The organism is Leifsonia sp. 2TAF2 (assembly GCF_052115085.1).
Taxonomy (GTDB): domain Bacteria; phylum Actinomycetota; class Actinomycetes; order Actinomycetales; family Microbacteriaceae; genus Leifsonia.
In genome coordinates this window covers 2,230,519-2,256,156 of sequence record NZ_JBFRFY010000001.1, presented here as the reverse complement: position 1 = coordinate 2,256,156, position 25,638 = coordinate 2,230,519, and the positions used below count along the sequence as shown (strand labels likewise).

Here is a 25,638-nt window from a genome sequence, read left to right as displayed (position 1 = left end):
ACGGCGTGGGTTCAGTGGGGCAGCGCGGCGAGTCGCGCCGCCGCCTCCTCGAGCACCTCGATGCGTTTGCAGAACGCGAAGCGGACGAGGGATGCGGTGCGCGCTGCATACTCTCCGCGGCTGAAGGCGCCGAGCGGCACGGCGACCACCCCGGCGAGCTCAGGCAGACGGCGGCACAGGTCCGCGGCATCCGCGAACCCGAGCGGTGCGGCGTCGGCGACGACGAAGTACGTGCCGGCCGACGGGTACACGTCGAAGCCGGCAGCGCGGAGGCCCTCGGAGAGCACGTCGCGCTTGTGCGCGAGCGCGCGCCCGATCGCGGCGAAGTAGGTGTTCGGCAGGCGAAGGCCCGCGGCGATGGCCGGCTGGAACGGAGCACCGTTCACATAGGTGAGGTACTGCTTGACCGCGAGAACCGCCGTGACGAGTTCCGGCGGAGCGGTCAGCCAGCCCACCTTCCACCCGGTCGTGTTGAACGTCTTCCCGCCGGAGGAGATCGCGACCGTCCTCTCCCGTGCCCCCGGGAGCATCTCGATCGGGATGTGCTCGGGCCCGAACGTGAGGTGCTCGTACACGGAGTCGGTGACGATGATCGCGTCGTGCCGTTCGGCCAGCTCCACGATGGTGCTCAGGGTCTCGCGGTCGAGCACGGTTCCGGTTGGGTTGTGCGGCGTGTTGACGAGGATGACGCGCGTCCGGTCCGAAACGGTCTCGCGCAGCCGGGCGAGGTCCGGGAGGAACGCCGGCGGGTCCAAGGGAACGGTTCGGTGCACGCCGCCCGCGAGGGCGATGACCGCCCCGTATTCGTCGTAGTACGGCTCGAAGGTGACTACCTCGTCGCCGGGTTCGAGCAGCGCCAGGAGAGTGGCAGCGATCGCCTCGGTCGCGCCCGCGGTGATCAGCACCTCGGTGTCCGGATCGACCTCGAGGCCGTAGAAGCGCCGCTGGTGCTCGGCGACGGCGAGCCTGAGGTCCGGGATGCCGCGCCCGGGAGGGTACTGGTTCTCACCGTCGCGGATGGCGGCGACCGCCGCATTCAGCACCTCGGTCGGCCCGTCCTCGTCCGGGAAGCCCTGGCCGAGGTTGATGGCGCCCGTGCTCACAGCGAGTGCGCTCATCTCGGCGAAGATCGTCGGACGCACGGCGCCGTCGGCGCCCAGGAGGCCCGCGCCGTCAGCGGCTCGTCGCCACGCTCCGGGAATCGTCATGAGTCCACGGTACGGCCTTACTCGCAACCAACCCATCGGATACGTTGGGGAGAGTCATCGACAGGCAGAAGGCCGTCCACAGCATCGGCAAATAAAACGTCCAGGTTCGCATCCCAAGCTGAATGTGCTTGGAAGGAGCAACACCATGACCGACACCCCGAACACCCCGGAGCCCGCGAAGCCCGAGCACGACGCCGACACCGCTGCGGTCGTGGATGCTGCCGGCACCGAGCAGCCGAGCGCCGCCCCGGCCGCGCCCCAGCCGACGGCGGAGCAGCCGACGGCGCAGCAGCCGACCGCACAGCAGCCGACGGCGCAGCAGCCGACCGCACAGCAGCCGACGGCGCAGCAGCCGACCGCGCAGCAGCCCGCTGCCCACCCGACCCAGCCGACCCAGCCCGTCCCGCCGCAGCAGCCCTACGGCCAGCCGTACGGCCAGCAGCCGCAGCAGCCGCAGCAGCCGCACTACGGAAACGGCTCCTTCGGCCAGCCGGCCGGCTACGGCCAGCAGCCGTACGCGCCGAACGGACACCAGCAGGCCTACGCCGCCGCGCCTGGAGCGGCCACGGCGACCGCCCCGAAGCCCGCGAAGCGCGCGGGCACCGGCCTCATCATCGCAACGCTCGCCATCGGCGCCCTGATCGGCGGCGTCGCCGGCGCAGGCGCCGGCGTCGGCATCTACGCGGCGACCGACTCCGGCAACGCGACGATCAAGACCGTCTCCGGCCCGCAGAACATCACCGTCAACGACGCCAACAACGCCAGCATCATCACCGCTGTCGCCGCGAAGGCCTCGCCGAGCGTCGTCACGATCTCGGTGAGCGCGTCCAGCTCTGGCGGGACCGGCTCCGGCATCGTCCTGACCTCCGACGGCTACGTGCTCACGAACACCCACGTCGTCACCCTCGACGGCCAGGCGTCCGACGTGAACGTCACGGTCACCGACAACGACGGCAAGATCTACACCGCCAAGATCGTCGGCACCGACCCGACCACCGACCTCGCCGTGATCAAGCTCGACAAGGCCTCCGGGCTCACCCCGATGACCTGGGGCGACTCGAGCAAGCTCAACGTCGGAAGCACGACCGTCGCCATCGGCGCACCGCTCGGCCTCTCCGGCACCGTCACCGACGGCATCGTGAGCGCACTCAACCGCAGCATCAGCATCGCCTCGTCCGCGGCTCCCAAGGACGACTCCAACAGCGGCGGCGGAAGCCAGAACCCGTTCAACTTCGACTTCCCCGACCAGGGCGGTCAGCAGCAGCAGCAGCAGCAGCAGAGCACCACCGGGACCATCTCGCTGCCGGTCATCCAGACCGACGCCTCCATCAACCCCGGCAACTCGGGCGGCGCCCTCCTGAACTCGAAGGGCGAGCTGATCGGCGTGAACGTCGCCATCGCCAGCGCCGGCGGCTCCAGCACCGACGGTTCGCAGTCCGGGAGCATCGGCGTCGGCTTCGCCATCCCGTCCGACCTCGCCAAGCGCGTCTCCGACGAGATCATCAAGAACGGATCGGCGACGCACGGCCTCCTGGGCGCTTCGGTGTCCGATGCCAGCAGCGACGCGAAGGCCACCACGGTCGGCGCTCTGGTCAAGAGTGTCAGCTCGGGCGGCGCCGCTGCCGGTGCGGGCCTCAAGGCCGGCGACGTCGTGGTGAACTTCGACGACACCCCGATCACCGACGCGACGGACCTCACCGCTCAGGTGCGGGCCCAGGCCGCAGGTTCCAAGGTGGATGTGACCTACATCCGCGACGGTCAGACGAAGACCGCCACGGTGACGCTGGGGACGCTCCCCGCCGAGTGACCGGCCAGCACGTACGAGGGCCGTCCCGCATCGCGGGGCGGCCCTCTGCCGTTGTCCGCCCGCGAGCGTGCGGCCCGCTCCCGGGCTGGTCGCAGGGGCCGGCTGGTAGGCTCGACGCCGACCCGTTAGACCGAAGGATCAGATGCCGGACGACTCCGTGAACACCCTCCCCGGTGTCTCGTACGTGATGCCCGTGCTCAACGAGGTCACCCACGTGCGCGCCGCCGTCGACAGTCTGCTCGCGCAGGATTACGCCGGTCCGTTCGAGGTCGCCATCGCGCTCGGTCCGAGCATCGACGGGACTACGGAGCTCGTCGCGGAGCTCGCAGCGGTCGACCCGCGCATCCGGGTGCTCGACAACGCGGTCGGTTCCACGCCTGCCGGGCTCAACCTGGCCATCCGCGAGTCGCGGTACCCCATCGTGATCCGGGTGGATGCGCACAGCGTCCTGCCTCCGGACTACGCCCGGATCGCCGTCGAGACGATCCTCGAGACCGGCGCCGACAACGTCGGCGGACTGATGGATGCGCAGGGCACGACGGACTTCGAACGCGCCGTCGCGCGCGCCTACGGCAGCCGCGTCGGCCTCGGCGGCACGAAGCTGCACGTCGGAGGAGAAGCGGGGCCGGCCGAGACCGTCTACCTCGGCGTCTTCCGGCGTGACCGCCTGATCGAGGTCGGCCTCTTCGATGAGGAGATCAAGCGGGGGCAGGACTGGGAGCTGAACCGCCGGCTCCGCACCTCCGGCGGAACGGTGTGGTTCACGCCCCGCCTGAAGGTGACCTACCGGCCGCGGCCCAACCTCTACCGGCTCGCCCGGCAGTTCTTCTCCACCGGCATCTGGCGTGGTGAGCTCGCGCGCCGCTTCCCGGCCTCCAACGGGCTGCGGTACTTCGCGCCCCCGGTCATGGTGGTCGGTGTCGCCGTCGGTACTGTGCTCGGCCTCGTCGGGATCGTCCAGGCGGTGCTCGGAGCGGCGCCGTGGCTGCTCTGGGGCTTCGCCGTCCCCGCCGTGTACGCGGCGATCGTCATCGTGTCGGCGCTCCTCTGGGGCCGTCGAGACGGCCTTCGCCCGTTCCTCTGGTTTCTCGTAGTCTTGCCCTGCATCCACTTCAGCTGGGGGATCGGCTTCATCCTCGGATACCTGTCCCTCACCCGCAACATCACCGCCCACACCGGAAGGTAGGCATGACCGCACCCGGAGCAGCGCACGGCGCCCGTCCGTCCTCGATCGCCGAGCTGAGGGCCGTCGCACAGCCCCCAGAAGTGCGGGGCCGCCGCAACGCCGAACACTGGACGGCGTCGCTGTACCTGCGGAACCTGTCGCCGTACCTCACCTGGTTCCTGCTGAAGACCTCGATCTCCGCCAACGGCGTGACCGGTCTGATGATCCTGACCGGATGGGCGACCGCCGCATCCCTGCTGATCCCCGGTATCGCGGGCGCCGCCTTCGCGCTGGTGCTCGGTCAGCTGCAGATGCTGGTCGACTGCTGCGACGGCGAGGTCGCGCGCTGGCGCGGCACGTCATCGCCGGCCGGCATCTTCCTCGACAACGTCGGGCACTACACGACCGAGACGCTGATCGCCATCGTGCTCGGCATCCGCGCGGCGGGGTACCCGTTCGAGGCGCCCCAGGACTTCCTCTGGACGAACCTTGGCACGCTCCTCGCCCTCGTCATCGTGCTCAACAAGGCGCTGAACGACATGGTCCGGGTGGCGCGCGCCAACGCGGGCCTGCCGAAGCTGGCCGATACGCAGTCGGAGTACGCGCCCACCCACGGGCTCGTGGCGACGCTGCGCCGGGCCGCCCGCTTCCTGCCGTTCCACCGGCTCTACCATTCGGTCGAGCTGACCATCCTGATCTTCGTCTTCTCTATCGTCGGGCTCTTCATCGGGGCGACGCTCGCCGACCGCATCCTGCTGGTCGCGCTCGTGCCGCTGTCGATCCTGGCGGCGGTGGGCCACTTCGTGACCATCATGGCGTCGCGGCGGGTCCGTGGCTGAGCAGCCGCGGGTCGCGGTCGTGGTGCTCACGCAGGGCGCGCGGCCGGTCGAACTGCGACGCGGCGTCGAGTCGGTGCTCGCCCAGGAGGGTGTGACCACCGACATCGTCGTGGTCGGCAACGGCTGGGATCCGGCCACGGCCGACCCGGCCCTCCCGGAGGGCGTCCGCACGCTCGCGCTGCCGGAGAACGTGGGCATCCCGGCCGGACGCAACGCCGGCGTTCCGGTGGTCGGCGGCGAGTGGCTGTTCTTCCTCGACGACGACGCCGACATTCCGTCGCGGACGTTCCTCGCTGACGCGGTGGGCAAGCTGCGGGCCGACCCCAGCATCGGGATGCTGCAGCCGCGACTGCGCGTGCCGGACGGCGGGCCGGCTCCCCGCCGCTGGATCCCGCGCATCCGCAAGGGCGACCCGGAGCGCTCCAGCAACGTGTTCGCGGTGCTGGAGGCCGTCATCGTGCTCCCGCGGGACGTGTTCGAGTGCGCGGGAGGCTGGGCCGACCCGTTCTTCTACGCCCACGAAGGCATCGATCTCGCCTGGAAGGTCTGGGATCAGGGCAAGCGCGTCTGGTACGCCGGAGACCTCGTCGCCGAGCACCCGTCGGTGTCGCCGACCCGGCACTCGTACTACTACCGGCTGAACGCCCGCAACAGGGTGTGGCTGGCTCGGCGCAACCTCCCGGCTGTGCTCGTCCCGCTCTACGTCGGGTCGTGGACCGGCATCCAGCTGCTGCGCTGGTTCCGGAAGCCGGCCGTGCTGCGGGCGTGGTTCGCCGGGTGGGGCGAGGGATGGCGTACGGACCCGGGGGAGAGGCGTCCGCTGCGCTGGCGGACCGTCGCGCGCATGACAGCCGCCGGCCGGCCCCCGATCGTCTAGGTCAGCCCACCGCGCTTTCGCGAGGCCTGTCGTCGTCGCCCTCGTCGCCGCCGCCCGCCGAGTCCGGGGCGGGCTGGGGGAGACCCTCCAAAGCGAGCGGCTCCTCCGTATCGCCTGACGTTTTCTTGCGTCGTCGCGGCAGCGCGCCCCGCAGGACCGTGCCGACACGGATCACCCCGGCACCGGTCGCGGAACTCGCCCGCACAACTCCGGCTCCTGTGGCGGTCGACATCCGGACGACGCCCGCTCCCGTCGCCGACCCGAGGCGGCGGACCGCACCAGGGCCTTCGATCGGTGTCAGGACCTCGGGGATCACGAGCGGGGGCGGCCCGAAGGCCAGGCGGGCATTCTGCACTACGCGACGGCCCAGGATGTTGTTGCCGGTGCCGCCGATGACGGCGCCGATCCCGAAGGGGATGGCGCGCGCCAGGATGCTCGCGCCGCCCCGTAGGGCGAACTGCCGGACGAAGGCCTTCTTGAGCCGATCGACGAGCGGCCCGACGACGATGGACGGCAGGCTGGAGGTGACGAGTTCGCCCCAATAGGCGGTGCGCGTGACGCCGCCGCCGGCGAATTGGCCGGCCAGCTGGCGCACGAGGTCGGAGCCCTCCCGTCCGAGCATCATGGTGAGCACGAGCGCCCGCGCCCGCTCGGGGTCATCGATCGCGATGCCGTGCAGCTCGCTCATGGACTGGGCATACAGCGCCGTGGCCTCGAGGAAGCCGGCGGTCTCCAGCCCCGACAGCGCGAGCGTGACACCGGTGCCGATCGCGGGGATCACCGCCGTCGCACCGACCGCGGCGCCGCCGCTCGTCACTGCCGCGAGATACCGCCGTTCGAGGATGCGCGCCAGTTCGTCGGCGGAGGCGTCGGGATGCCGCCGCCGGAGACTGCGGAGATGCGCGACGACCACCGGCCGCTGGATGCCGAGAAAACGGTCCAGGGTCGTGTTCAGCGCTCGGGGCGTGTCGCCACCCCGTGGCGGGCCGCCGGTGACGGAGACGATCGGTTGCTGCTTCTTGGCCATCTCCAGAGAGTGTAGGCCGGATCGCTGTCAGCGCGACCGGCGCAGGCGACGTTCTCGCTCGATGAGGTACTCCCGGGCAGGGAGCACGCGCATCCCGGTCGGCAGGTGCTCCCTCGTGATCTCCTCGGTGAGAGCGGCGACGCTCGTTCCGAGCACTGCCGCGATCCGCACGATGGTGAGCAGGCTCGGGTTGGCGTCGCCGCGCTCGATCTTGCCGTAGTTGGTGACGTGCATCGACGCGAGGCCCGCGATGGCCTCCTGGCTGAGGCCGAGGTGGATGCGCGCCCGGCGGACGCGTTCGCCGAGCATTTGTGCAGCAGGGGCGACTGGGTTCTTCATGCTCTCCAGTGAACGGCCGGAGCACCGACCGACTCCAGAGCACCTGCACCCCGATCGGTGGACCTCACGTCATTCATGCCGAAAATGCTGTTGATGTAGGCATTTGGAAGAGCGCCCTCGGGCCGCACCAGCGGCCCGAGGGCGGCGCTCAGAGGCTTATCTGCCAGAGGTACTCCCGGCCGTCCGGCGGGAACCAGCGGACGACCAGGACGCTGTCGCGGGCCGGGTCGCGGCCGGAGACGCTCGCGCGCACGGCTTCGCCGGGGGCGACCGCGCTCGGCGCGCTCACGCGCAGGTGCGCGCTGCCGGCGATGCTCACGGTGACGCCGCTGAGCGTCTCGCGGCCGGCGTTGACAAGCCGGTAGTGGGGCGCCGTGGTGCGATCGACGTTCCACGGCACGGGGTAGGCGAGGCGACGAGGACGAGGACTCGGCGAGGGACTGCGAAGAAACCGGAGACGATTCATGCGATGACGCTAACCAGCCCCTCCGACGCTCGATGGCCCGTAATCGGGCACGAACACCACTTCCGGGGACAACCCACCGAAATAATTTCTGGGGACGATTTCTTCTCAGGTGCCGTAGTCGGCGTTGTACAGCTCCAGCACGTCCGCGATCGGGCCGTCGAGCACCAGCGCACCCTTGTCCAGATACAGGCCCCGCTCGCAGAAGCGGCGCAGATCCTTCTCATTGTGCGAGACGAAGAAGAGGGTGCGACCGCCCGCCAGAAGCTCCTCGATCCGCCGGTAGCACTTCTCGCGGAAGCCGCGGTCGCCGACGGCGAGCACCTCGTCCACGAGCAGCACCGGCTCCTCCAGCTGCGAGATGACGGAGAACGCGATGCGCACCTTCATGCCGCTGGAGAGGTGCTTGTACGGCGTGTCGACGAAGTCGCCGATCTCGGCGAAATCGATGATCTCGCCGAACCGCTCGTCGATCTGGGCCCGCGACATCCCGTGCAGGCCGGCCGTCAGGTACACGTTGTCGCGTACCGTCAGGTCGTCGACGAACCCGCCGGTGATCTCGATGAGGGGGGCGACACCGTCCGTCACCTTCACCGTGCCTTCATCGGGCAGGAGCACGCCCGCCACGAGCTTCAGGAGGGTCGACTTGCCCTGGCCGTTCCGGCCGACCACACCGATGGCCTCGCCAGGCTGAACCCGGAAGCTGACGTTGCGCAACGCCCAGAAGTCGTCAGGACGGACCCGCCGCTCCCGGTTCGAGAAGAGGTCCTTGAACGAGCGACGGGCGCCCCGGTTGCGGCGGAAACGGACTCCGAGACCGTCGACGGAGATGACGGGGGTCACTTCAGATCTCCTTCAGCACGTCGCGCTCGAAATGCCGGAAAACGGCCCAGCCGATCCCGAGCAGGACAAGCGACATGGCCGCGCTGACGCCCACCAGGAACCAGTCCAGCTCCTCCGGGAAGAAGGCGGAGCGGTAGAGGCTGAAGATTCCGGTCAGAGGATTGAACGCCGACCAGAAGTGCAGCGAGAACAGCACATCGGTCTGCGCTCCGGGATGCGCGGTGAGGTACGCCGCGCAGTGCCGGGCGGCAACGCCCGCGCCGCAGCCGCCGGGCAGGTCGCGGGCGCTGTAGATGATGGGGGAGGCGTAGAACAGGAAGCGCAGAGCCAGCTTCACCGCCCGCTCCAGGTCGCGGAAGAACACGACGAGCGGTGCGACGATGAGGCCGACGCCGACGGTGAGCACGGTCTGGATGAGGATGGCCACCGGGAACAGCAGGACGTCGACGTTGAGCCGTGCCCCGGAGATGATCGCGAAGAACGCCAGCACCGGCAGCGACAGCAGGAACTCGATGCCCTTCGACGCCACGATCCGGTTGACCCAGATGGTCCGCGGGATCTTGGTCGAACGGATCAGCTTCGCCTCGCGGATGTACGCGCGGGTGCTGTCCGAGACGGCACCGTTGAACCACATCCACGGCAGCAGGGCTGCGAGGAGGAACACGATGTACGGGTTCTCGCCGACGTCGCGCTTGAAGATGACCGTGAACACGAACCAGTAGATCGCGCTCATCACCAGCGGATCGAGGATCGACCACAGGTAGCCGAGGACGCTCGTCGAGTAGCGGACCCGGAGGTCGCGCCTGGTCAGCAACCAGAGGGACTGCCGGTAGCGGCTGAAGGGTGAGCGCTGCGCAGGGCGCACCTCAGTCGGGAAGCTGGTCACGAGAACCCATCGTATTCAGAGAAGCTGCGTGAAGGCTCACGCAGCACCTACCGACTATACGAAAAGGTTGGCGCGCTCCAGGTCCTCCTGGAAGTCGACCTCGACCGCGTACAGGTCGGAGATGTCGACCGGCTCGACGAGAATGCGGTCCTGCTCGATGGCGAGCTCGATGCCGCGCTCGAAGTAGTCCTGGTCTCCGACGCGCTGCAGCTGGCGCAGCAGGGTCGCCTTGTCGGCCGAGGAGATGTAGTTGATGCCGACCGCTTCGCCGAGGCCGTTCTTGACGGTCTTGGACAGCTCCTGGATGTAGCCCTCGGAGCCGGTCGTGTACTTGACCTCTTCTTCGGCGACCGACGACGTGTTGACGGTGACGAAGGTCTGGTCGCGGGCGACCGTTGCGGCAGCGCGGACGAGGACGGCCGGGTCGAACACGACGTCGCCGTTCATCCACAGCACACCGCCGGGGCCGGAGGCCTGCAGGGCGCGCATGAGGCTCTTGGAGGTGTTCGTCTGGTCGTACTGCTCGTTGTAGACGAACTGGGCGTCGGGGAACGCCTCGATGATGTGCTCAAGCTTGTAGCCGACGACGATCGTCACCTGGGCGTCCTTGCCGAACGCCGCGTGGATGTTGTCGAACTGCTGCTGCATGATGGTGCGGCCATCGCTCAGCTCGGTGAGCGGCTTGGGAAGGCTCCGTCCGAGCCGGCTGCCCATGCCGGCCGCGAGAATCACTACCTGGGTCGTCACAATCATCTCCTTGGGTTCCACGCGTGGCCCGAGGTTCACCCAGGTTTCATCCGCGCTTATGCGTATCGACACCCCTTCATGCCTCCGCCAGCGTACCGGGGGCCCCCGGTCGGGGGCAGGGGTTGACGCAGGTCGTTGTTGGGTCGTTATGTTCCTCACAGGACTTTCGGAGGCGGCCGGAGCCGCCGCGCAGGGTCATGAGGGGTTCGCATGAACGCTTGTATTGGTACGTTAGCGGGGTGAGTTCCGAGCACGCGCGTCCCCAGAGCACTGAGCCCGAGGAGGACCGGGCCCGGGATGCCGCGGACGGCGCGTCCGGGGTCTCACAGAGGGGGGAGACCATGGCGGAGGCCGCCGAATCGAATGCAGCGCCGAAGCGCGCGCCGAAGACCGCGGCGGCCGCCGCGGGCTCGAGCACGCGCGCTCCGCGGAAGCGCACCGCGACGACAACGGCGAAGCCGCGGCAGACCGCCCGCGCCAAGTCCGAGGCGGTTGCGACCGAGGCCGTTGCCGCCGAGACGATCACCATCGAAGCGCCGGCGCCCGTGGACACGCGCCCGACCGTGCTCGCCGTCAGCGGCCTGAACAAGCGGTACGGCGACACGGTGGCGGTCGACGGCGTGACCCTCGACATCCGCGAGGGCTCGTTCTACGGGATCGTCGGGCCGAACGGCGCAGGCAAGACCACGACCCTCTCGATCGTCACGGGGCTGCTGCGCCCCGACGAGGGCCGCGTGGTGGTCCACGGCGTCGACGTCTGGACCGAGCCGGTGCGCGCGAAGCACATCATCGGTGTCCTCCCCGACAAGCTGCGCCTGTTCGACCGACTGACCGGCGCGCAGTTCCTGCGCTATGCCGGAACCCTGCGCGGGCTGAGCGCGAAGACGGTTCGTGCGCGGACGACCGACCTGGCCGCCGCCTTCGGGATCGAGGATGCGCTCGACCGTCTGGTCGCCGACTACTCGGCCGGCATGACGAAGAAGATCGCCCTCGCGGCGGCGATGATCCACTCGCCCCGCCTGCTCGTCCTCGACGAGCCGTTCGAGTCGGTCGATCCCGTGTCGGCGGCGAACATCATCGACATCCTGCAGCGCTACACCGCGGCGGGCGGAACGGTCGTCGTCTCCAGCCACGGCATGGACATGATCCAGCGCGTCTGCGACAGCGTCGCGATCATCGTCCGCGGGCAGGTGCTCGCCTCCGGCACCATCGACGAGGTGCGCGGCGAGCAGACGCTCGAGGAGCGCTTCGTCGACCTGGCCGGCGGTCGCAAGGCAGCGGAAGGCATGGAGTGGTTGCACAGTTTCTCGGACTGAAGCTGCGGATCATGGGCAACGCCTTCCGGCGGAGCCCGTGGCAGGTCTTCGGCCTGGTGATCGGGCTGCTCTACGGAGGGTTCATCACGGTCGTCGTCGTGGGTTCGCTGGTCGCGGCCCGGGTCGTCTCCGACGTGGCCGCCACCCACAGCGTCATCGTCGTGATCGGCTCGGTGGTGGTCGCCGGCTTCGCGCTGCTGCCGCTCCTGTTCGGTGTCGACGACACGCTCGACCCCAAGGAGTTCTCGCTGTTCGGCATCCCGGATCGCGTGCTCGCGACGGGGCTGCTGCTCGCGGGGCTGATCGGCGTTCCCTCGTTCGTGCTCATCGTGTGCGCCGGCGCGACGGTCGTGACGTGGTCGCAGAACGCCGGCACCGCGCTCGTCGCGCTGATCTCGGCCGCGGTCGTCGTCCTGACCTGCGTGCTCGCCTCGCGCGTGACCACCGCCATCGCGCACTCGATGCTGTCGACCCGGCGCTCGCGTGAGGCGGGCGGCGTCATCGGCATCCTGCTCCTCGTGCTCATCGCCCCGGTCCTGCTGCTCCTCGTCACCGTCGACTGGGGCCGTGACGGGCTCGGGACGCTCGGAAGCTTCGCCGGGTGGCTGTCGTGGACCCCGCTCGGCGCCGCGTGGTCCGCCCCCGGCGCCGCGGCGCAGGGCGATTGGGGGGCCGCGGTCCTGCAACTGCTCATCGCCGTCGCCACCCTGGTGCTCCTCTGGCTGGGATGGATCGGTCTGATCGCGCACGTCGTCGCGGCTCCGGAGCGCGAGGCCCGGTCGAAGGCCTACCACGGCCTCGGCTGGTTCGACCGTCTGCCGGGTGGCCCCACCGCCGCGATCGCGGCGCGCTCCATGACCTACTGGGGTCGGGACGCCCGCTATTGGGTGTCCATCGTGCTCGTGCCCGTGATCCCGGTCTTCGTCGTCGTCGCCCTCGCGCTCGCCGGCCTGCCCTCGCACTTCATCGCGCTGGTGCCCCTGCCGCTCGTCTGCCTCTTCCTCGGCTGGAGCATCCACAACGACCTGGCCTACGACAGCACGGCCATCTGGCTGCACGTCGTCTCGGGGACCCGTGGCCTGGCGGATCGCGCGGGCCGGATGTTCCCGCCGATCGTCGTCGGCATCCCGATCCTGGTGGTCGGCTCGATCGCTACCGCCATCGTGTTCGGCGACTGGGCGGTGCTGCCGTCGGTCGCCGCCCTCAGCGGGGCGATCCTCGTCATCGGCCTCGGGCTCTCCAGCATCTCGTCGGCGCTGTTCCCGTATCCTGCGACGAAGCCCGGCGACAGCGCGTTCACGCAGCCGCAGACCTCGGGCGCATCGGCCGCCCTGGTGCAGTCGCTGAGCTTCTTCGCCATCCTGTTCCTCGCCTCCCCGGTGCTGGTATTCCTGGTGCTCGGGCTGACCGTGAACGCGTTCTGGCTGGGCATCGCCCCGATCGCGGCCGTCTTGATCGGGTTCGCAACGCTGTTCTTCGGTCTCTGGCTGGGCGGCCGCGCGTTCGACAAGCGGGGCCCGGAGCTCATGGCCTTCGCGAACCGCAACGACTGACCGGGGAAGCCCACCGCCCCGAGCGTTTACACTGGAGGGATGAACGAAGCGAGCATCTCGGAGCCCGGCGGAGCGCCGTCCGGCGGCGGTGCGACCACGCTCGACCGCGAACTCGAGGAGCTCCTGCAGAGCCAGGAGCCGGGCGACCACGAGCGCTTCTCGCACTACGTGAAGAAGGAGCAGATCCTCGAGTCGGCCATGACAGGCAAGCCGGTGAAGGCGCTCTGCGGGAAGATGTGGACGCCGAACCGCGACCCCGAGAAGTTCCCGGTGTGCCCGACCTGCCGCGAGATCTACGAGGGTCTGCAGGGGGAGTAGCCCGCAGGGCCAGTTCGTAGGCCTCCCGGCCGGCTCACTCGAAGATCGTCGGCAGCACGGGGTCGCCACGACCGAGGCGGAAGGCCTCGTCGGGCAGTTCGTCCATCGCCATCGCGCGGTGCTCCCGCGCCCGGCGCGTCCCCTCGGCGCCGAGGTGCTCGGTGTGCACCTCGCCATCGGTGATCAGCGGCACGAGGAGGTCGCGGCCGGTGTCGTCCGGGGTGTCGCCCTTCTCGACGATGTGGACGACCTCGGCGACCGCGGTGCCCGACGCATCCAATCGTCGCACCGGATGCTTACGCCCGCCGATGCTGGCCTTGCCGTCCGACTTCTTGGCGACCGAGATCCATTCGCCGTGGCCGCTGTCGCTGCGGTGCGCCACCAGCTTGTAGACCATGCCGGAGGCGGGGTTGCCGGAGCCGGTGACGACCGACGTGCCCACGCCGTACGAGTCGACGGGGGAGGCGGACAGCGCCGCGATGGTGAACTCGTCGAGGTCGTTGGTCACCGTGATCCGGGTCTTCGTCGCGCCCAGCGAGTCGAGCTGCTCGCGCACCTGCCTCACGAGCTTCGGCAGATCGCCCGAGTCGAGCCGCACAGCCCCGAGCCCCGGACCGGCGACCCGTACGGCCGTCTCGATCGCCTTCTCGACGTCGAACGTGTCGACCAGCAGCGTCGTGCCGGGCCCGAGCGCATCCACCTGCGCCCGGAATGCCGCTTCCTCGGAGTCGTGCAGCAGTGTGAAGGCGTGAGCCGCCGTCCCCATCGTCGGCACGCCCCAGGTGCGGCCGGCTTCGAGGTTGGAGGTGGCCGAGAATCCGGCGATGAACGCGGCGCGAGCGGCCGCGACGGCCGAACGCTCGTTCGCGCGGCGCGAGCCCATCTCGGCGAGCGGCCGACCGACGGCCGCGGCGACCATGCGGGCTGCGGCGGACGCGACGGCGGAGTCGTAGTTGAAGACGCTCAGCAGCAGCGTCTCCAGGATGACGCCCTCGGCGAAGGGCGCATCCACGATGAAGAACGGCGACCCAGGAAAGAAGAGCTCGCCCTCCTGGTAGCCGCGGATCGTGCCGGAGAAGCGGTAGTCGGCGAGCCAGTCGATCGTTTCGTCGCGCACGATCCGGTTCTCCGTGAGGAACTGCAGCTCGGCATCCCCGAAACGGAACTGCTCGATCAGCTCCAGCAGCCGGCCCGTCCCGGCGAGCACGCCGTAGCGGCGCCCGGCCGGAAGGCGGCGGGTGAACGCCTCGAAGACGCACTCGCGGTCGTGCGTTCCGGCGAGGAGCGCGGCATCGAGCATCGTCAGCTCGTAGCGGTCGGTCAGGAGCGCGGAGGACGCTGGTCTCTCGGTCACCCCGCCAGCCTACTCACGCGTCCGCGCACGGCGGCTGTGACCGGGCACCCCGCGGCGGCGGACAGGTAGGCTGGAGTGCTGTGACGGATGCGCCGATTGGGATCTTCGACTCGGGAGTGGGCGGGCTCACCGTCGCCCGGGCGATCCGCGACCAGCTGCCGAACGAGTCCCTGCTGTACGTGGGAGACACCGCGCACTCGCCGTACGGGCCGAAGTCGATCGCCGAGGTCCGCCGCTATTCGCTGGAAGTCCTCGACTTCCTGGTCGATCAGGGCGTCAAGCTGCTGGTGATCGCCTGCAACACCGCGTCCTCCGCCATGCTGCGGGATGCGCGCGAGCGCTACGACGTTCCCGTCATCGAGGTCATCCAGCCGGCCGTCCGCCGGGCCGTCGCCGCCACCCGCACCGGTCGCGTCGGCGTGATCGGCACCGTCGGCACCATCGCATCCCGCGCCTACGAGGACGCGTTCGCCGCAGCCCCGACCCTCCAGCTGTTCACGCAGGCCTGCCCGCGCTTCGTCGAGTTCGTCGAGGCCGGGATCACCAGCGGCGAGGAGGTCCTGCGCGTCACCGCCGAGTACCTGCAGCCGCTGCGCGATGCCGACGTCGACACGCTTGTTCTCGGCTGCACGCACTACCCCTTCCTCAAGGGCGCCCTGTCGTACGTCATGGGGGAGGGCGTCTCCCTCGTCTCCAGCGACACCGAGACCGCGAAGGACGTGTACCGCACCCTCGTCGGCCAGGGGCTGGAGCGGCACTCGCCGCTGCCGCCGACCATCCGCTACGAGGCCACCGGCTCCGACGCCGACCAGTTCCTGCGCCTGGCTCACCGGTTCATCGGCCCGGAGGTCTCCCGGGTCGACCTGGTGCAGACCGGCGTGATCGACCTGCCGCTCTGACCATCCCCACCCCACCCCTACCCCGCACCCCACCGAGGAGATCCCTGTGACCGACATCACCCGCGCCGACGGGCGCACACCTGACCAGCTGCGGCCGGTCACGATCGAGCGCGGCTGGAGCCGCCAGGCGGAGGGTTCCGCGCTGATCTCGTTCGGGAACACACGCGTGCTGTGCACCGCATCCTTCACGAACGGCGTGCCGCGGTGGATGTCGGGCAAGGGCCGCGGCTGGGTGACGGCCGAGTACGCCATGCTGCCGCGCTCCACCAACGAGCGGATGGACCGCGAGTCGGTGAAGGGACGCGTCGGCGGCCGCACCCACGAGATCAGCCGTCTCGTCGGCCGGAGCTTGCGGGCCGTCGTCGACATGAAGGCGCTCGGCGAGAACACCATCGTGCTCGACTGTGACGTGCTGCAGGCCGACGGCGGGACGCGCACGGCGGCCATCACCGGCGCCTATGTGGCGCTCGCCGAGGCCCTGGAGTGGGGACGCGAGCACCGTTTCATCGGCCAGAAGGCGACCCCGCTCATCGACTCCGTCTCGGCCGTCTCGGTCGGCATCATCGACGGGACTCCGATGCTCGACCTGGCCTACGTGGAGGATGTGCGGGCCGAGACCGACATGAACGTCGTCGTCACCGGTCGCGGCCTCTTCGTGGAGGTGCAGGGCACGGCCGAGGGCGCGCCGTTCGACCGCCGCGAGCTGAACGAGTTGCTCGACCTGGCGCTCGCCGGAACGACCGAGCTCACGGGCATCCAGTCGGCCGCTCTGGCGCCGGCCGTCGAGTCGGCTTCCGTCGAGACGGGGGCCTGACGGTGGTGCGCGTCGTGCTCGCCACGCACAATGCGCACAAGGCGCGCGAGTTCCAGCAGATCCTCGGGCGCGAGGTGCCGGGCCTCGAGATCGTCGCCTACGACGGCCCGGAACCGGTGGAGGACGGCGTCAGCTTCGAGGAGAACGCGCTCATCAAGGCTCGCGCGGCCGTCGAGCACACCGGGCTCCCTGCGCTCGCCGACGATTCCGGGATCTGCGTGGATGTGATGGGCGGCGCCCCCGGGATCTTCTCGGCCCGGTGGGCGGGGTCTCACGGCGACGCCGCGGCGAACCTGCAGCTGCTGCTGGATCAGTTGGCCGACATCCCGGATGCCGACCGCGCTGCGCACTTCACCGCGACCCTGGCGCTGGTCGTCCCGGGCGGCGAGCCGACGGTCGTGCAGGGTGTGTGGCCCGGCTCCATCGCCCGGGAACCGCGCGGCGAGAACGGCCACGGGTACGACCCGATCTTCGTTCCCGACGGCCATGACGGCACGGCCGCCGAGCTGGAGCCTGCGGCCAAGAACGCGGAGAGTCACCGCGCGCGGGCGCTGTCCGCGATCGTCCCGGCGCTGCGGGAGCTTCGCTGACGGTGCCGGTGACCGGTCGCTGAGAACGGCACTCATTCCCATCTAGGTCCCTACTCTGGCGGTCGGGCGCTCTTCTATCTACCGTAGAACTGACATGACTCACGACCACGGCCACGGCGCCAACCGCAACCGCCTCCTCGCCGCCATCGCCATCGTGGCGACGGTGCTCGTGGTGGAGGTCGTCGGCGCCTGGCTGAGTGGCTCGCTCTCGCTGCTCGCGGACGCCGGCCACATGCTGAGCGACCTCGCCGGGCTCATCATCGCGCTCATGGCGACCATCGTCGCCGCCCGGCCCGCCACCGACCGGCAGACGTTCGGGTTCCAGCGGGCCGAGGTCTTCGGGGCGCTCATCAACGGGCTGATCCTGGTGGTCGTCGCGGTGACCGTCACCATCGGCGCCATCGGGCGCCTCGCCGGCGGCGAGACCGAGGTGCACAGCATCCCGATGCTGATCGTCGCCGTCATCGGGCTGATCGCGAACTTCGGCGCGCTGCTGCTGCTCCGGCCGGCATCCGGTCACTCGATCAACATGCGTGGCGCCTACCTCGAGGTGCTCGGCGACCTCGTCGGATCGGCGACTGTGATCGTGGCGGCCGTCGTCATCCTGACCACCGGATTCATGCCCGCCGACGCGATCGCGTCCCTGCTGATCGCCGTGCTCATCGTTCCGCGGGCATTCTCGCTGCTACGGGATGTGGTGCGCGTTCTGAGCGAGTCGGCGCCCGCGGACACCGACGTCGCCGAGATCCGGGACCACATCCTCGGGACGCCGGGCGTCGTCGCAGTGCACGACGTTCACGTGTGGGCGATCACCTCCGGTGCGCCGGTGTTCAGCGCCCACGTGGTGTGCGAGCCGTCGGTGTTCCGGACGGGACGCACCGGCGCCCTCCTGGACGAACTCTCCGGCTGCCTGACGAAGCACTTCGACGTGGAGCACTCCACCTTCCAGTTGGAGCCGGCGGAGCACGCCGCCCACGAGGACGAGTTCCACCGCTGACGCCGCGCCGCGATGGCAGGGGACCGGAATCGCGATTCGTGCCGAATGTCGCCTTTCGCGGCGCCGGAGTCGACATTCGTGCCGAATGTCGCCCTGCCGCAGAGAAGGTTACGTCGGAGATCGGCGACGCTCTGTCGGAGGTTCCGCCCCGCAGGGCGCGGAAGTCCGACGCGACCGCGGTCGGTCGGCGATTCGGGGCGACTTCTCCGACGTTAGGAGTCGAGCTGACGCTGAACCACGGCGGCGATTCGTGCTGAATGTCGCCTTGCGCAGTGCAGAAGTCGACATTCGTGCCGAATGTCGCAGGGCGGCGGGAGGGTCCCGGCGGAAGGATCCCGGCGGGCGGGATCCCGCGGCTCAGGCCTCGGGGCGAGTGCGCGCCGGCTCGTCGACCGGCGGGACCGACGGCTCCGACGGCGGCCTGACATCCTGCTGGGCCTTGTTGCGCTTGGCCTTGCGGACCGACTGGAAGTAGTGGAACAGCGTCGGCACCAGCGTGATGACGACGGCCCCGATGAGGATGACGTCGATGTAGCTGGAGACGAAGTGCGCCACCGGGGGGATGTAACCGATCAGGAATCCGAAGTACGTCAGGCCGGCGCCCCAGAGGAGCGCGCCCATGGCGTTGTACAGCGAGTACTTCTTGTAGTTCATGTGCCCGACGCCCGCGGCGACCGGCGCGAAGGTGCGGACGATCGGCACGAAGCGCGCGACAATGATGGCGAGCGCGCCGAAGCGCTCGAAGAACGCATTGGTGCGGCGCACATTCTCCATCGAGAACAGCCCGGACTCCTTGCGTTCGAAGATCCGGGGGCCGGCCTTGTGGCCGATCAGATAGCCCACCTCACCGCCGAGGAACGCACCGAACGCGATGGCCAGGGCCACCCACCAGATGTCGACGCCGAAGACGAGCGAGGTGTGGGTCAGCAGCCCGGAGATGATGAGCAGCGTGTCGCCCGGCAGCAGGAACCCGATCAGCAGGCCCGTCTCGGCGAACACGATCCCGCACACCACCAGCAGCGCCCAGGGGCCCGCCGAATGGATGATGGTGTTCGGGTCGAGCCACGGGATCAGGCCGGCGTGATGGATCACAGTTCTCCATGGGGATTCGGTGGGAAAGCTGAGCCCGAGTTTAGCGTCGGCAGGATGTGCGAAGCTGCACGAAGCGTGCGAATTCGCGCCTGCCCGCGAAAGATCATCCTGCGGTCGTAGTCCGGCAGTACGAAAGTGTGTGACAAGTGCGAAGTGCGGGAGAAGGGACTCGAACCCTCACGCTGTGAAGCACAGGAACCTAAATCCTGCGTGTCTGCCAATTTCACCACTCCCGCGGTGCGCGTCGCGCGGCTACGACATTAGCTCATGCACGCGCGGGGCGACCTCCGTGCCGTACAGCTCGATCGAGCGCATGAGGTCCTCGTGCGGAAGCGTCCCGTTGCTCATCTTGATGTCGAACCGGGAGGCGCCGAGCCCCTTCGCCGCGTACGCGATCTTCTGCGCGACGGTCTCCGGCGAGCCCACGACGAGCGCGCCGTCCGGGCCCGCCTCGTGCTCGAAGCGGGCGCGCGACGCCGGCGGCCAGCCGCGTTCGCGGCCGATCCGGTTGGTCATCACCTCGTAGTGCGGCCACAGGGTGTCCTTGGCCTCCTGGTCGGTCTCGGCGATGAATCCGGGGGAGTGCACGCCGATCGGGAGGGTCGTGTCCTGGCCGAACTGCTCGAGCGCCTTGCGGTACAGCTCGGCAAGGGGCTGGAACCGCATCGGACCGCCGCCGATGATGGCGAGCACCAGCGGGAAGCCGTAGTGCGCTGCACGGACCACCGACTCCGGACTGCCGCCGACGCCGATCCACGTCTTCAGCTGCCCGTGCTCGACGTGCGGGTAGACGGACTGCCCGGTGAGGGACGGCCGCAGGTTCCCGGTCCAGGTCACCGGCTCCTGCTTGCGAAGCTCGGCGAACAGGTTCAGTTTCTCTTCGAACAGCTCCTCGTACTTGGTGAGGTCGTAGCCGAACAGCGGGAACGACTCGGTGAACGAACCGCGCCCGAGGATGACCTCCGCCCGCCCGCCCGAGATGCCGTCGAGCGTCGCGAACCGCTGGAAGACCCGGACCGGGTCGTCCGAGCTCAGCACGGTCACCGCGGACCCGAGGTGGATGCGCTCGGTCTGCCCGGCGATCGCCGCCAGCACCACTTCGGGCGCGGAGACGGCGAAGTCCTCGCGGTGGTGCTCGCCGACGCCGAAGAAGTCGAGGCCGACGCGGTCGGCCTGCACCCCTTCCGCGACGACGTTGCGGAGCACCTGCGCCTGCGGAAGCGGCGCACCGTCCGCATCCCGGGTGACGTCCCCGAATGTGTCGATCCCCAGTTGAAGCCTGCCGGTCATCTCATCCTCGATTCATGCGTCTGCATGGATGCAACCGCCGTCGGTCACGAGGGTATTCCGCGTTCAGGCCGGGCGGGGTCTCCGCGGCACGTAGCGCGGGATGTAGCGGGCGAGCATCGCGGCGCCCGCGAGCCCTAGTACGCCCATGACCCCGCTCGCGAACGAGATCGAGACGAGTGCCGTCAGCAGCGACACGAACAGGGGCGCTGCCGCCTGGCCGGCGTCCGCGGAGAACCGCCAGGCCCCCAGGAACGGCGCCGGGCGGTCCTTCGGCGCGAGGTCGGCGCCGAGCGTCATGACGATGCCCGAACCGATGCCGTTGGCGACCGACAGGAACAGCGAGACGCCGATGTACCAGGCGACCCGCGCGGGCAGGTCGTGCGAGAACGACAGGGCTACGAAACCCAGGCCCAGCCCGATCATCGAGGGGATGGCGCTCCACATCCGGCCGAATCGGTCCATGATCTGACCGCTGGCGTAGAACAGGGCGAAGTCGACCGCGCCCGCGATGCCGATGATGAGCGCGGTGTTCGACTCGCTCAACCCGATGGAGATCGCCCACAGCGGCATCAGCACGGTACGGGCGGAGCGGATGGCGGCCACCAGCGAGACCCCGGCGCCCATGCGCACGAGCACCTCGCGGAATGACCAGATCGTACGGAACAGCCCGTGCGTGCGCTCCTCGGCGTCCTCTTCGCCCGTGGTCACCCGCGCCCCCGAGTCGTCGGTGACGCGCTCGGACGGCCCGAACATCTTCTCGGGGTCGGGGAGGGCGAGCAGCACGATCACCGAGCCGAGGCAGCTGATGATGAAGATCCAGAACACCGACTGCGTCGATCCCGTCGCGGCGATCACGGCCGATGCGATCAGCGGCCCGATGAACCAGCCGCCTCGGAAGATCCCTCCGAGGGTGGACAGCGCTCGAGCTCGGTACTTCGCCGGTACGTATGAGGTCATGAAGGCGTGCCGCGCCAGCGCGAAGACGGCGGTCGCGATCCCGACCAGGAAGATGCCGCCCATCAGGACCCAGTAGTTCGGCGCGAGCAGGCAGATCACGACCCCGCCGATGGCGACGACCGCCGCGCCGATCATCGACGTGCGCTCGCCGACGCGGGAGACGACCCATCCGCTCGGGATGTCGCCGGCCAGTTCGCCGAGCATCACCATCGACGCGATGAAGCCGGCCATCGCGAGGCTCGCGCCGAGGTTCCCGGCGGCGACGGGGATGATCGGGATGATCGCGCCTTCGCCGATGGAGAAGAGCAGGGTCGGGAGGAAGGCCGCGAGTGCGACGGAGCGGAAGCTGAAGGGGCGCTCGTCGGAAGTCATATCGTTAACACCGTACAACTTCTCGGAGGACGCACACCGACCGCCGATCGGGCGGGGCCGGTAGGCTGGATGCCGACATGATCGAACTCGACCTCTCCTCCCAGATCGCAGACCTGCGCTCCACCTTCGCCGACATCACGTCGGTCGTCGACGTCGACAAGCTCCGTGCCGACATCGCCGACCTCAGCGAGCAGGCCGGGGTGCCCGACCTCTGGGATGACACGGCCAACGCGCAGAAGGTGACGAGCGCCCTCAGCCACCGGCAGTCCGAGCTGGCCAGGATCGAGGCCATCCAGCGTCGCCTCGACGACCTGGAGGTGCTGGTCGAGCTGGCGAACGAGGCGGAAGACGAGGAGTCGGCCGCCGAGGCACGCACCGAACTGCAGTCGCTGCAGAGCGCCCTCGGCGAACTCGAAGTGCAGACGCTCCTGAGCGGTGAGTATGACGAGCGCGCGGCCATCGTCACCATCCGCTCAGGCGCCGGCGGCGACGACGCCACCGACTTCGCCGAGATGCTCATGCGCATGTACCTGCGCTGGGCCGAGCAGCACAAGTATCCGTTCAAGGTGATGGACACCTCCTACGCCGAGGGCGCGGGCATCAAGTCGGCCACCTTCGAGATCGACACGCCCTACGCGTTCGGAACGCTCTCGGTCGAGGCCGGCACGCACCGGCTCGCGCGGATCAGCCCGTTCGGCTCGGCGGACAAGCGGCAGACCTCGTTCGCCGCCGTCGAGGTCATCCCGCTCATGGAGGAGGCGACCGAGGTCGACATCCCCGAAGGCGACATCCGGGTCGACGTCTTCCGTTCCTCCGGCCCCGGCGGCCAGTCGGTCAACACCACCGACTCCGCCGTCCGCATCACCCACCTCCCGACCGGCATCGTCGTCTCGATGCAGAACGAGAAGTCGCAGATCCAGAACCGCGCCACCGCGATGCGCGTGCTCCAGACCCGACTGCTCCTGCTGCAGAAGGAGGAGGAGGCTGCGAAAAAGAAGGAGCTCGCCGGAAACATCACCGCGAGCTGGGGCGACCAGATGCGCTCCTACTTCCTGTACGGGCAGCAGCTGGTGAAGGACCTCCGCACCGGCTACGAGTCCGGCAACCCGAGCGCGGTCTTCGACGGCGACCTCGACGGCTTCATCGCGGCGGGCATCCGCTGGCGCGCGGGTAACAAGGGCGACGCTTAGCGGGCACAGCGCCCGCGTGGATGCGGCGTCCGGCTCGCTGTCAGGCTTGTCGCCAATAGGCGAGTCGCTACTCCCGGAACCCCCGATGACTGCTTAGTCTCAAGAGGTCATGATCCGGTTCGAACACGTATCCAAGCAGTACCCGGGCACAGCGCGTCCGGCACTGAACGGCATCAACCTCGAAGTGCTGCGCGGAGAGTTCGTCTTCCTCGTCGGCGCCTCGGGGTCGGGCAAGTCCAGCTGCCTGCGCCTCATCCTCAAAGAGGAGAAGCCGAGCAAGGGGAAGATCCACGTGCTGGGTCAGGACCTCGGCACGATCTCCTCGCGGAAGGTGCCCTATTTCCGCCGCAACATCGGCGTGGTCTTCCAGGACTTCCGCCTGCTGCCGAACAAGACGGTCTTCCAGAACGTCGCGTTCACGCTGCAGGTGATCGGGAAGTCGCGCGGCTTCATCCAGGAGGCCGTTCCGGATGTGCTCAAGATGGTGGGCCTCGACGGCAAGGCGCTCCGCCTGCCGCACGAACTCTCCGGTGGTGAGCAGCAGCGCGTCGCGATCGCTCGGGCCGTGGTGAACAAGCCTCAGGTGCTCCTCGCCGACGAGCCCACCGGAAACCTCGACCCCGCGACGAGCGCCGGCATCATGGCCGTGCTCGAGCGGATCAACGCCGGCGGCACGACGGTGCTGATGGCGACCCACGAGGCGGCGATCGTCGACCAGATGAAGCGCCGCGTGATCGAGCTCGTCGGCGGACAGATCGTGCGCGACGAGCGCCACGGCGGCTACGGCGTCACTGCCGCCGTCCCGGTCGTCCGGCCCGCCGAGCGCGACGAGCCGGTGGCCGTCGCAGCCGCTGTTCCGGCTCCCGCCTACGCCGCGACCGCGGCGGAGGCGCCGATGACGCGTCCGCATGCCCCGACCTCGTCGCCGACCGGGCCGGTCTCGGTCCCGACGAACCAGCAGCCGGCGCACCAGCAGCCGGCGCACCAGCAGCCGGCGCACCAGCAGACGACTGCTCCCACGCACGCTACGCATCCCGCGCACGCGCAGTCCACTTCGCAGCAGCAGGAGCCGCAGCAGCCGGCCGCCTACCCGGCGCCCGTGCAGTTCGCCACCGCGCCCGTCTCGCCGCCCCCGGCGTCGGAAGACCTGCCCGACCACCTGAACTTCACCGCGAACCTCGACCTCAGCGGACTCCGCGACGGGTCGGAACGCGACGGCGACCAGAATGTGGGGCCGACGAAATGAGATTCGGACTCATCTGGTCCGAGGTCGGCAACGGCCTGCGGCGCAACCTGTCGATGGTGGTCTCGGTCGTCCTCGTCACCTTCATCTCCCTCACCTTCGTCGGCACGGCCGTGCTCCTGCAGATGCAGATCGGCCAGATGAAGACCTATTGGTACGACCGCGCCCAGGTCGCGGTCTACATGTGCACCACGACGGACAACTGCCCGGCGGGAGCGGCGACCGAGCAGTCCATCGCCGCCGTGAAGAAGCAGCTGCAGTCTCCGGAGCTGTCCCCGTACATCCAGAAGTTCTACTTCCAGGATCAGAAGCAGGGCTACGAGCAGTTCAAGCAGCAGTTCAAGGGCAACCAGATCGCCGACTTCGTCACGCCGGACATGATCCCGCAGACGTTCTGGGTGAACCTGAAGGACCCGAACCAGTCGGCCGTGCTGAGCGAGACGCTCTCCGGGGCGGCGGGTGTGCAGAGCGTCGTGGATCAGCGCAGCTATCTCGATCAGATCTTCAGCATCCTGAACTCCGCCAGTTACACCGCCATCGGTATCGCAGCGCTCATGCTGGTGGCCGCTGTGCTGCTGATAGCCACGACCATCCGGCTCTCGGCCTTCTCCCGAAGACGGGAGATCGGGATCATGCGGCTGGTCGGCGCCTCCAACAGGTTCATCCAGACGCCCTTCATCATCGAGGGCGTGATCGCGGCGCTGATCGGGTCGATCCTCGCGTCGGTGGTGATCGCGCTGGGCGTGCAGTTCTTCGTGCGGGGCTATCTGAGCCAGCGCATCCAGTCGATCAATTTCGTCGGGATGGAGCAGGCGTGGCTGGTGATCCCCATCCTGATCGTGATCGGCATCGTGCTGGCGGCCGCCTCGGCGAACTTCGCGATCAAACGGTACCTGAAGGTCTGACACGCTAGACTGGTCTGCTGCCCGGCACCGTGCCGGGCGGTATCCCATCGTCGACGTCAGGAGCGAGCTGTGCCGAAGGAACGTGGCCAGAAAGTCGTGGCCACCAATCGCCGCGCGCGCCACGACTACACGATCGAGGACACCTTCGAGGCGGGCCTCGTGCTCACCGGAACCGAGGTGAAGTCGCTGCGGCTGGGCCGGGCGTCGCTGGTCGACGGCTACGCGTTCGTCGACGGCGGCGAGGCGTGGCTGGATGCCGTGCACATCCCCGAGTACGCCGACGGCACCTGGAACAACCACGCCCCCCGACGCAAGCGCAAGCTGCTGCTGCACAAGGCGCAGATCCTGAAGATCGAGAACAAGGTCAAGCAGGGCGGTTACACGATCATCCCGCTGTCGATCTACTTCAATGAGGGTCGGGCGAAGGTCGAGATCGCGGTCGCCAAGGGCAAGCGCGAGTACGACAAGCGGCAGGCGCTGCGCGAGCGACAGGACCAGCGCGAGGCGCAGCGGGCCATGTCCAGCCGGAGCCACCTGGGGGAGTGAC

26 protein-coding genes and 1 tRNA gene are annotated in these 25,638 nt (G+C 69.1%); 15 read left to right on the top strand and 12 right to left on the bottom strand.

The features are described 5' to 3' along the window. Positions 1-11 precede the first annotated feature (11 nt). A complete protein-coding gene (locus tag AB4Z18_RS10920; protein ID WP_441782699.1) occupies positions 12-1,208 on the bottom strand; it encodes an aminotransferase class I/II-fold pyridoxal phosphate-dependent enzyme in 1,197 nt (398 codons plus the stop codon). Positions 1,209-1,353: 145 nt separating this feature from the next. Here AB4Z18_RS10920 and AB4Z18_RS10915 point away from each other — a divergent pair, with 145 nt between their 5' ends. The 4 genes from AB4Z18_RS10915 to AB4Z18_RS10900 all read left to right on the top strand — a co-directional run bounded on the left by AB4Z18_RS10915 (position 1,354) and on the right by AB4Z18_RS10900 (position 5,896). Beyond that, the gene (locus AB4Z18_RS10915; protein WP_441782698.1) at positions 1,354-3,015 is read left to right on the top strand and encodes a trypsin-like peptidase domain-containing protein; all 1,662 of its coding nucleotides are present in this window, start codon (positions 1,354-1,356) and stop codon (positions 3,013-3,015) included. 142 nt (positions 3,016-3,157) lie between these two features. Beyond that, positions 3,158-4,201: a glycosyltransferase family 2 protein gene (locus tag AB4Z18_RS10910; RefSeq protein ID WP_441782697.1), complete on the top strand. Its 1,044-nt coding sequence runs from the start codon at positions 3,158-3,160 to the stop codon at positions 4,199-4,201. A gap of 2 nt (positions 4,202-4,203) precedes the next feature. Continuing rightward, on the top strand, positions 4,204-5,019 hold the full coding sequence (locus tag AB4Z18_RS10905) for a CDP-alcohol phosphatidyltransferase family protein (protein WP_441782696.1): 816 nt from the start codon (positions 4,204-4,206) through the stop codon (positions 5,017-5,019). Further along, positions 5,012-5,896, top strand: coding sequence for a glycosyltransferase family 2 protein (locus AB4Z18_RS10900; protein ID WP_441782695.1), 885 nt, complete (start codon positions 5,012-5,014; stop codon positions 5,894-5,896). The genes AB4Z18_RS10905 and AB4Z18_RS10900 overlap by 8 nt, the downstream gene beginning before the upstream one ends. A 1-nt stretch (position 5,897) precedes the next feature. Here AB4Z18_RS10900 and AB4Z18_RS10895 read toward each other — a convergent pair whose 3' ends face one another. From AB4Z18_RS10895 to AB4Z18_RS10870, 6 genes are all read right to left on the bottom strand, one after another. Beyond that, positions 5,898-6,923, bottom strand: coding sequence for a hypothetical protein (locus AB4Z18_RS10895; RefSeq protein ID WP_441782694.1), 1,026 nt, complete (start codon positions 6,921-6,923; stop codon positions 5,898-5,900). A 27-nt stretch (positions 6,924-6,950) separates the two neighbouring features. Further along, the gene (locus AB4Z18_RS10890; RefSeq protein ID WP_441782693.1) at positions 6,951-7,262 is read right to left on the bottom strand and encodes a helix-turn-helix domain-containing protein; all 312 of its coding nucleotides are present in this window, start codon (positions 7,260-7,262) and stop codon (positions 6,951-6,953) included. Between the two features lie 148 nt (positions 7,263-7,410). Further along, positions 7,411-7,662, bottom strand: a complete 252-nt coding sequence (locus AB4Z18_RS10885; protein WP_441782692.1) for a hypothetical protein — start codon at positions 7,660-7,662, stop codon at positions 7,411-7,413. Between the two features lie 171 nt (positions 7,663-7,833). Then, positions 7,834-8,568, bottom strand: a complete 735-nt coding sequence (locus tag AB4Z18_RS10880; protein WP_441782691.1) for an ABC transporter ATP-binding protein — start codon at positions 8,566-8,568, stop codon at positions 7,834-7,836. Position 8,569: 1 nt separating this feature from the next. Continuing rightward, positions 8,570-9,454, bottom strand: a complete 885-nt coding sequence (locus AB4Z18_RS10875) for an ABC transporter permease (RefSeq protein WP_441782690.1) — start codon at positions 9,452-9,454, stop codon at positions 8,570-8,572. A 54-nt stretch (positions 9,455-9,508) separates the two neighbouring features. After that, entirely contained in the window at positions 9,509-10,201 is a 693-nt protein-coding gene (locus AB4Z18_RS10870; RefSeq protein WP_441782689.1) for an NTP transferase domain-containing protein, read from the bottom strand. Between the two features lie 341 nt (positions 10,202-10,542). On the opposite strand from AB4Z18_RS10870, the gene AB4Z18_RS10865 reads away from it, so the two are divergent. Genes AB4Z18_RS10865 through AB4Z18_RS10855 form a run of 3 tightly spaced genes read left to right on the top strand, consistent with a single transcriptional unit; the run spans position 10,543 to position 13,388 of the window. Continuing rightward, positions 10,543-11,517 (top strand): ABC transporter ATP-binding protein, encoded by a 975-nt coding sequence (locus AB4Z18_RS10865; protein WP_441783009.1) that lies wholly within the window; start codon positions 10,543-10,545, stop codon positions 11,515-11,517. Further along, positions 11,493-13,070 carry a hypothetical protein gene (locus AB4Z18_RS10860; RefSeq protein WP_441782688.1) on the top strand — a complete coding sequence of 526 codons (1,578 nt, stop codon included), beginning with the start codon at positions 11,493-11,495 and terminating at the stop codon, positions 13,068-13,070. The genes AB4Z18_RS10865 and AB4Z18_RS10860 overlap by 25 nt, the downstream gene beginning before the upstream one ends. A gap of 39 nt (positions 13,071-13,109) precedes the next feature. Beyond that, on the top strand, positions 13,110-13,388 hold the full coding sequence (locus AB4Z18_RS10855) for a DUF3039 domain-containing protein (protein ID WP_441782687.1): 279 nt from the start codon (positions 13,110-13,112) through the stop codon (positions 13,386-13,388). A 34-nt stretch (positions 13,389-13,422) separates the two neighbouring features. Here AB4Z18_RS10855 and AB4Z18_RS10850 read toward each other — a convergent pair whose 3' ends face one another. Continuing rightward, positions 13,423-14,688, bottom strand: coding sequence for a nicotinate phosphoribosyltransferase (locus AB4Z18_RS10850; RefSeq protein WP_441783008.1), 1,266 nt, complete (start codon positions 14,686-14,688; stop codon positions 13,423-13,425). Positions 14,689-14,822: 134 nt separating this feature from the next. Here AB4Z18_RS10850 and murI point away from each other — a divergent pair, with 134 nt between their 5' ends. From murI to AB4Z18_RS10830, 4 genes are all read left to right on the top strand, one after another. Continuing rightward, a complete protein-coding gene (gene murI / locus AB4Z18_RS10845; RefSeq protein ID WP_441782686.1) occupies positions 14,823-15,641 on the top strand; it encodes a glutamate racemase in 819 nt (272 codons plus the stop codon). Between the two features lie 46 nt (positions 15,642-15,687). Next, a complete protein-coding gene (rph, locus tag AB4Z18_RS10840; RefSeq protein ID WP_441782685.1) occupies positions 15,688-16,455 on the top strand; it encodes a ribonuclease PH in 768 nt (255 codons plus the stop codon). Positions 16,456-16,457: 2 nt separating this feature from the next. Continuing rightward, on the top strand, positions 16,458-17,045 hold the full coding sequence (rdgB, locus tag AB4Z18_RS10835; protein WP_441782684.1) for an RdgB/HAM1 family non-canonical purine NTP pyrophosphatase: 588 nt from the start codon (positions 16,458-16,460) through the stop codon (positions 17,043-17,045). Between the two features lie 94 nt (positions 17,046-17,139). Beyond that, a complete protein-coding gene (locus tag AB4Z18_RS10830) occupies positions 17,140-18,042 on the top strand; it encodes a cation diffusion facilitator family transporter (protein WP_441782683.1) in 903 nt (300 codons plus the stop codon). 357 nt (positions 18,043-18,399) lie between these two features. Here the strand turns inward: AB4Z18_RS10830 and AB4Z18_RS10825 are convergent, their stop codons facing one another. The 4 genes from AB4Z18_RS10825 to AB4Z18_RS10810 form a co-directional block, all read right to left on the bottom strand. Next, a complete protein-coding gene (locus AB4Z18_RS10825) occupies positions 18,400-19,134 on the bottom strand; it encodes a DedA family protein (RefSeq protein WP_441782682.1) in 735 nt (244 codons plus the stop codon). Positions 19,135-19,288: 154 nt separating this feature from the next. Further along, positions 19,289-19,370, bottom strand: a tRNA-Leu gene (locus AB4Z18_RS10820). A 16-nt stretch (positions 19,371-19,386) separates the two neighbouring features. Then, positions 19,387-20,424: an LLM class flavin-dependent oxidoreductase gene (locus tag AB4Z18_RS10815; RefSeq protein WP_441782681.1), complete on the bottom strand. Its 1,038-nt coding sequence runs from the start codon at positions 20,422-20,424 to the stop codon at positions 19,387-19,389. Positions 20,425-20,487: 63 nt separating this feature from the next. Further along, a complete protein-coding gene (locus tag AB4Z18_RS10810) occupies positions 20,488-21,753 on the bottom strand; it encodes an MFS transporter (protein WP_441782680.1) in 1,266 nt (421 codons plus the stop codon). 77 nt (positions 21,754-21,830) lie between these two features. On the opposite strand from AB4Z18_RS10810, the gene prfB reads away from it, so the two are divergent. The 4 genes from prfB (at position 21,831) to smpB (ending at position 25,637) form a co-directional block, all read left to right on the top strand. Continuing rightward, positions 21,831-22,943 (top strand): peptide chain release factor 2, encoded by a 1,113-nt coding sequence (gene prfB, locus AB4Z18_RS10805; RefSeq protein ID WP_441782679.1) that lies wholly within the window; start codon positions 21,831-21,833, stop codon positions 22,941-22,943. Between the two features lie 109 nt (positions 22,944-23,052). Then, positions 23,053-24,189 (top strand): cell division ATP-binding protein FtsE, encoded by a 1,137-nt coding sequence (gene ftsE, locus AB4Z18_RS10800; RefSeq protein ID WP_441782678.1) that lies wholly within the window; start codon positions 23,053-23,055, stop codon positions 24,187-24,189. After that, positions 24,186-25,091: a permease-like cell division protein FtsX gene (gene ftsX / locus AB4Z18_RS10795; RefSeq protein ID WP_441782677.1), complete on the top strand. Its 906-nt coding sequence runs from the start codon at positions 24,186-24,188 to the stop codon at positions 25,089-25,091. The genes ftsE and ftsX overlap by 4 nt, the downstream gene beginning before the upstream one ends. A gap of 69 nt (positions 25,092-25,160) precedes the next feature. After that, positions 25,161-25,637: an SsrA-binding protein SmpB gene (smpB, locus tag AB4Z18_RS10790; RefSeq protein ID WP_441782676.1), complete on the top strand. Its 477-nt coding sequence runs from the start codon at positions 25,161-25,163 to the stop codon at positions 25,635-25,637. Position 25,638: the final 1 nt, after the last annotated feature.

Coding starts and splice junctions, on each gene's coding strand:
- AB4Z18_RS10920 (WP_441782699.1), bottom strand. CDS start 1,208: ATGACGATTCCCGGAGCGTGGCGACGAGCCGCTGACGGCGCGGGCCTC.
- AB4Z18_RS10915 (WP_441782698.1), top strand. CDS start 1,354: ATGACCGACACCCCGAACACCCCGGAGCCCGCGAAGCCCGAGCACGAC.
- AB4Z18_RS10910 (WP_441782697.1), top strand. CDS start 3,158: ATGCCGGACGACTCCGTGAACACCCTCCCCGGTGTCTCGTACGTGATG.
- AB4Z18_RS10905 (WP_441782696.1), top strand. CDS start 4,204: ATGACCGCACCCGGAGCAGCGCACGGCGCCCGTCCGTCCTCGATCGCC.
- AB4Z18_RS10895 (WP_441782694.1), bottom strand. CDS start 6,923: ATGGCCAAGAAGCAGCAACCGATCGTCTCCGTCACCGGCGGCCCGCCA.
- AB4Z18_RS10890 (WP_441782693.1), bottom strand. CDS start 7,262: ATGAAGAACCCAGTCGCCCCTGCTGCACAAATGCTCGGCGAACGCGTC.
- AB4Z18_RS10865 (WP_441783009.1), top strand. CDS start 10,543: ATGGCGGAGGCCGCCGAATCGAATGCAGCGCCGAAGCGCGCGCCGAAG.
- AB4Z18_RS10855 (WP_441782687.1), top strand. CDS start 13,110: ATGAACGAAGCGAGCATCTCGGAGCCCGGCGGAGCGCCGTCCGGCGGC.
- AB4Z18_RS10850 (WP_441783008.1), bottom strand. CDS start 14,688: ATGCTCGATGCCGCGCTCCTCGCCGGAACGCACGACCGCGAGTGCGTC.
- AB4Z18_RS10830 (WP_441782683.1), top strand. CDS start 17,140: ATGACTCACGACCACGGCCACGGCGCCAACCGCAACCGCCTCCTCGCC.
- AB4Z18_RS10815 (WP_441782681.1), bottom strand. CDS start 20,424: ATGACCGGCAGGCTTCAACTGGGGATCGACACATTCGGGGACGTCACC.
- AB4Z18_RS10810 (WP_441782680.1), bottom strand. CDS start 21,753: ATGACTTCCGACGAGCGCCCCTTCAGCTTCCGCTCCGTCGCACTCGCG.
- prfB (WP_441782679.1), top strand. CDS start 21,831: ATGATCGAACTCGACCTCTCCTCCCAGATCGCAGACCTGCGCTCCACC.
- ftsE (WP_441782678.1), top strand. CDS start 23,053: ATGATCCGGTTCGAACACGTATCCAAGCAGTACCCGGGCACAGCGCGT.
- ftsX (WP_441782677.1), top strand. CDS start 24,186: ATGAGATTCGGACTCATCTGGTCCGAGGTCGGCAACGGCCTGCGGCGC.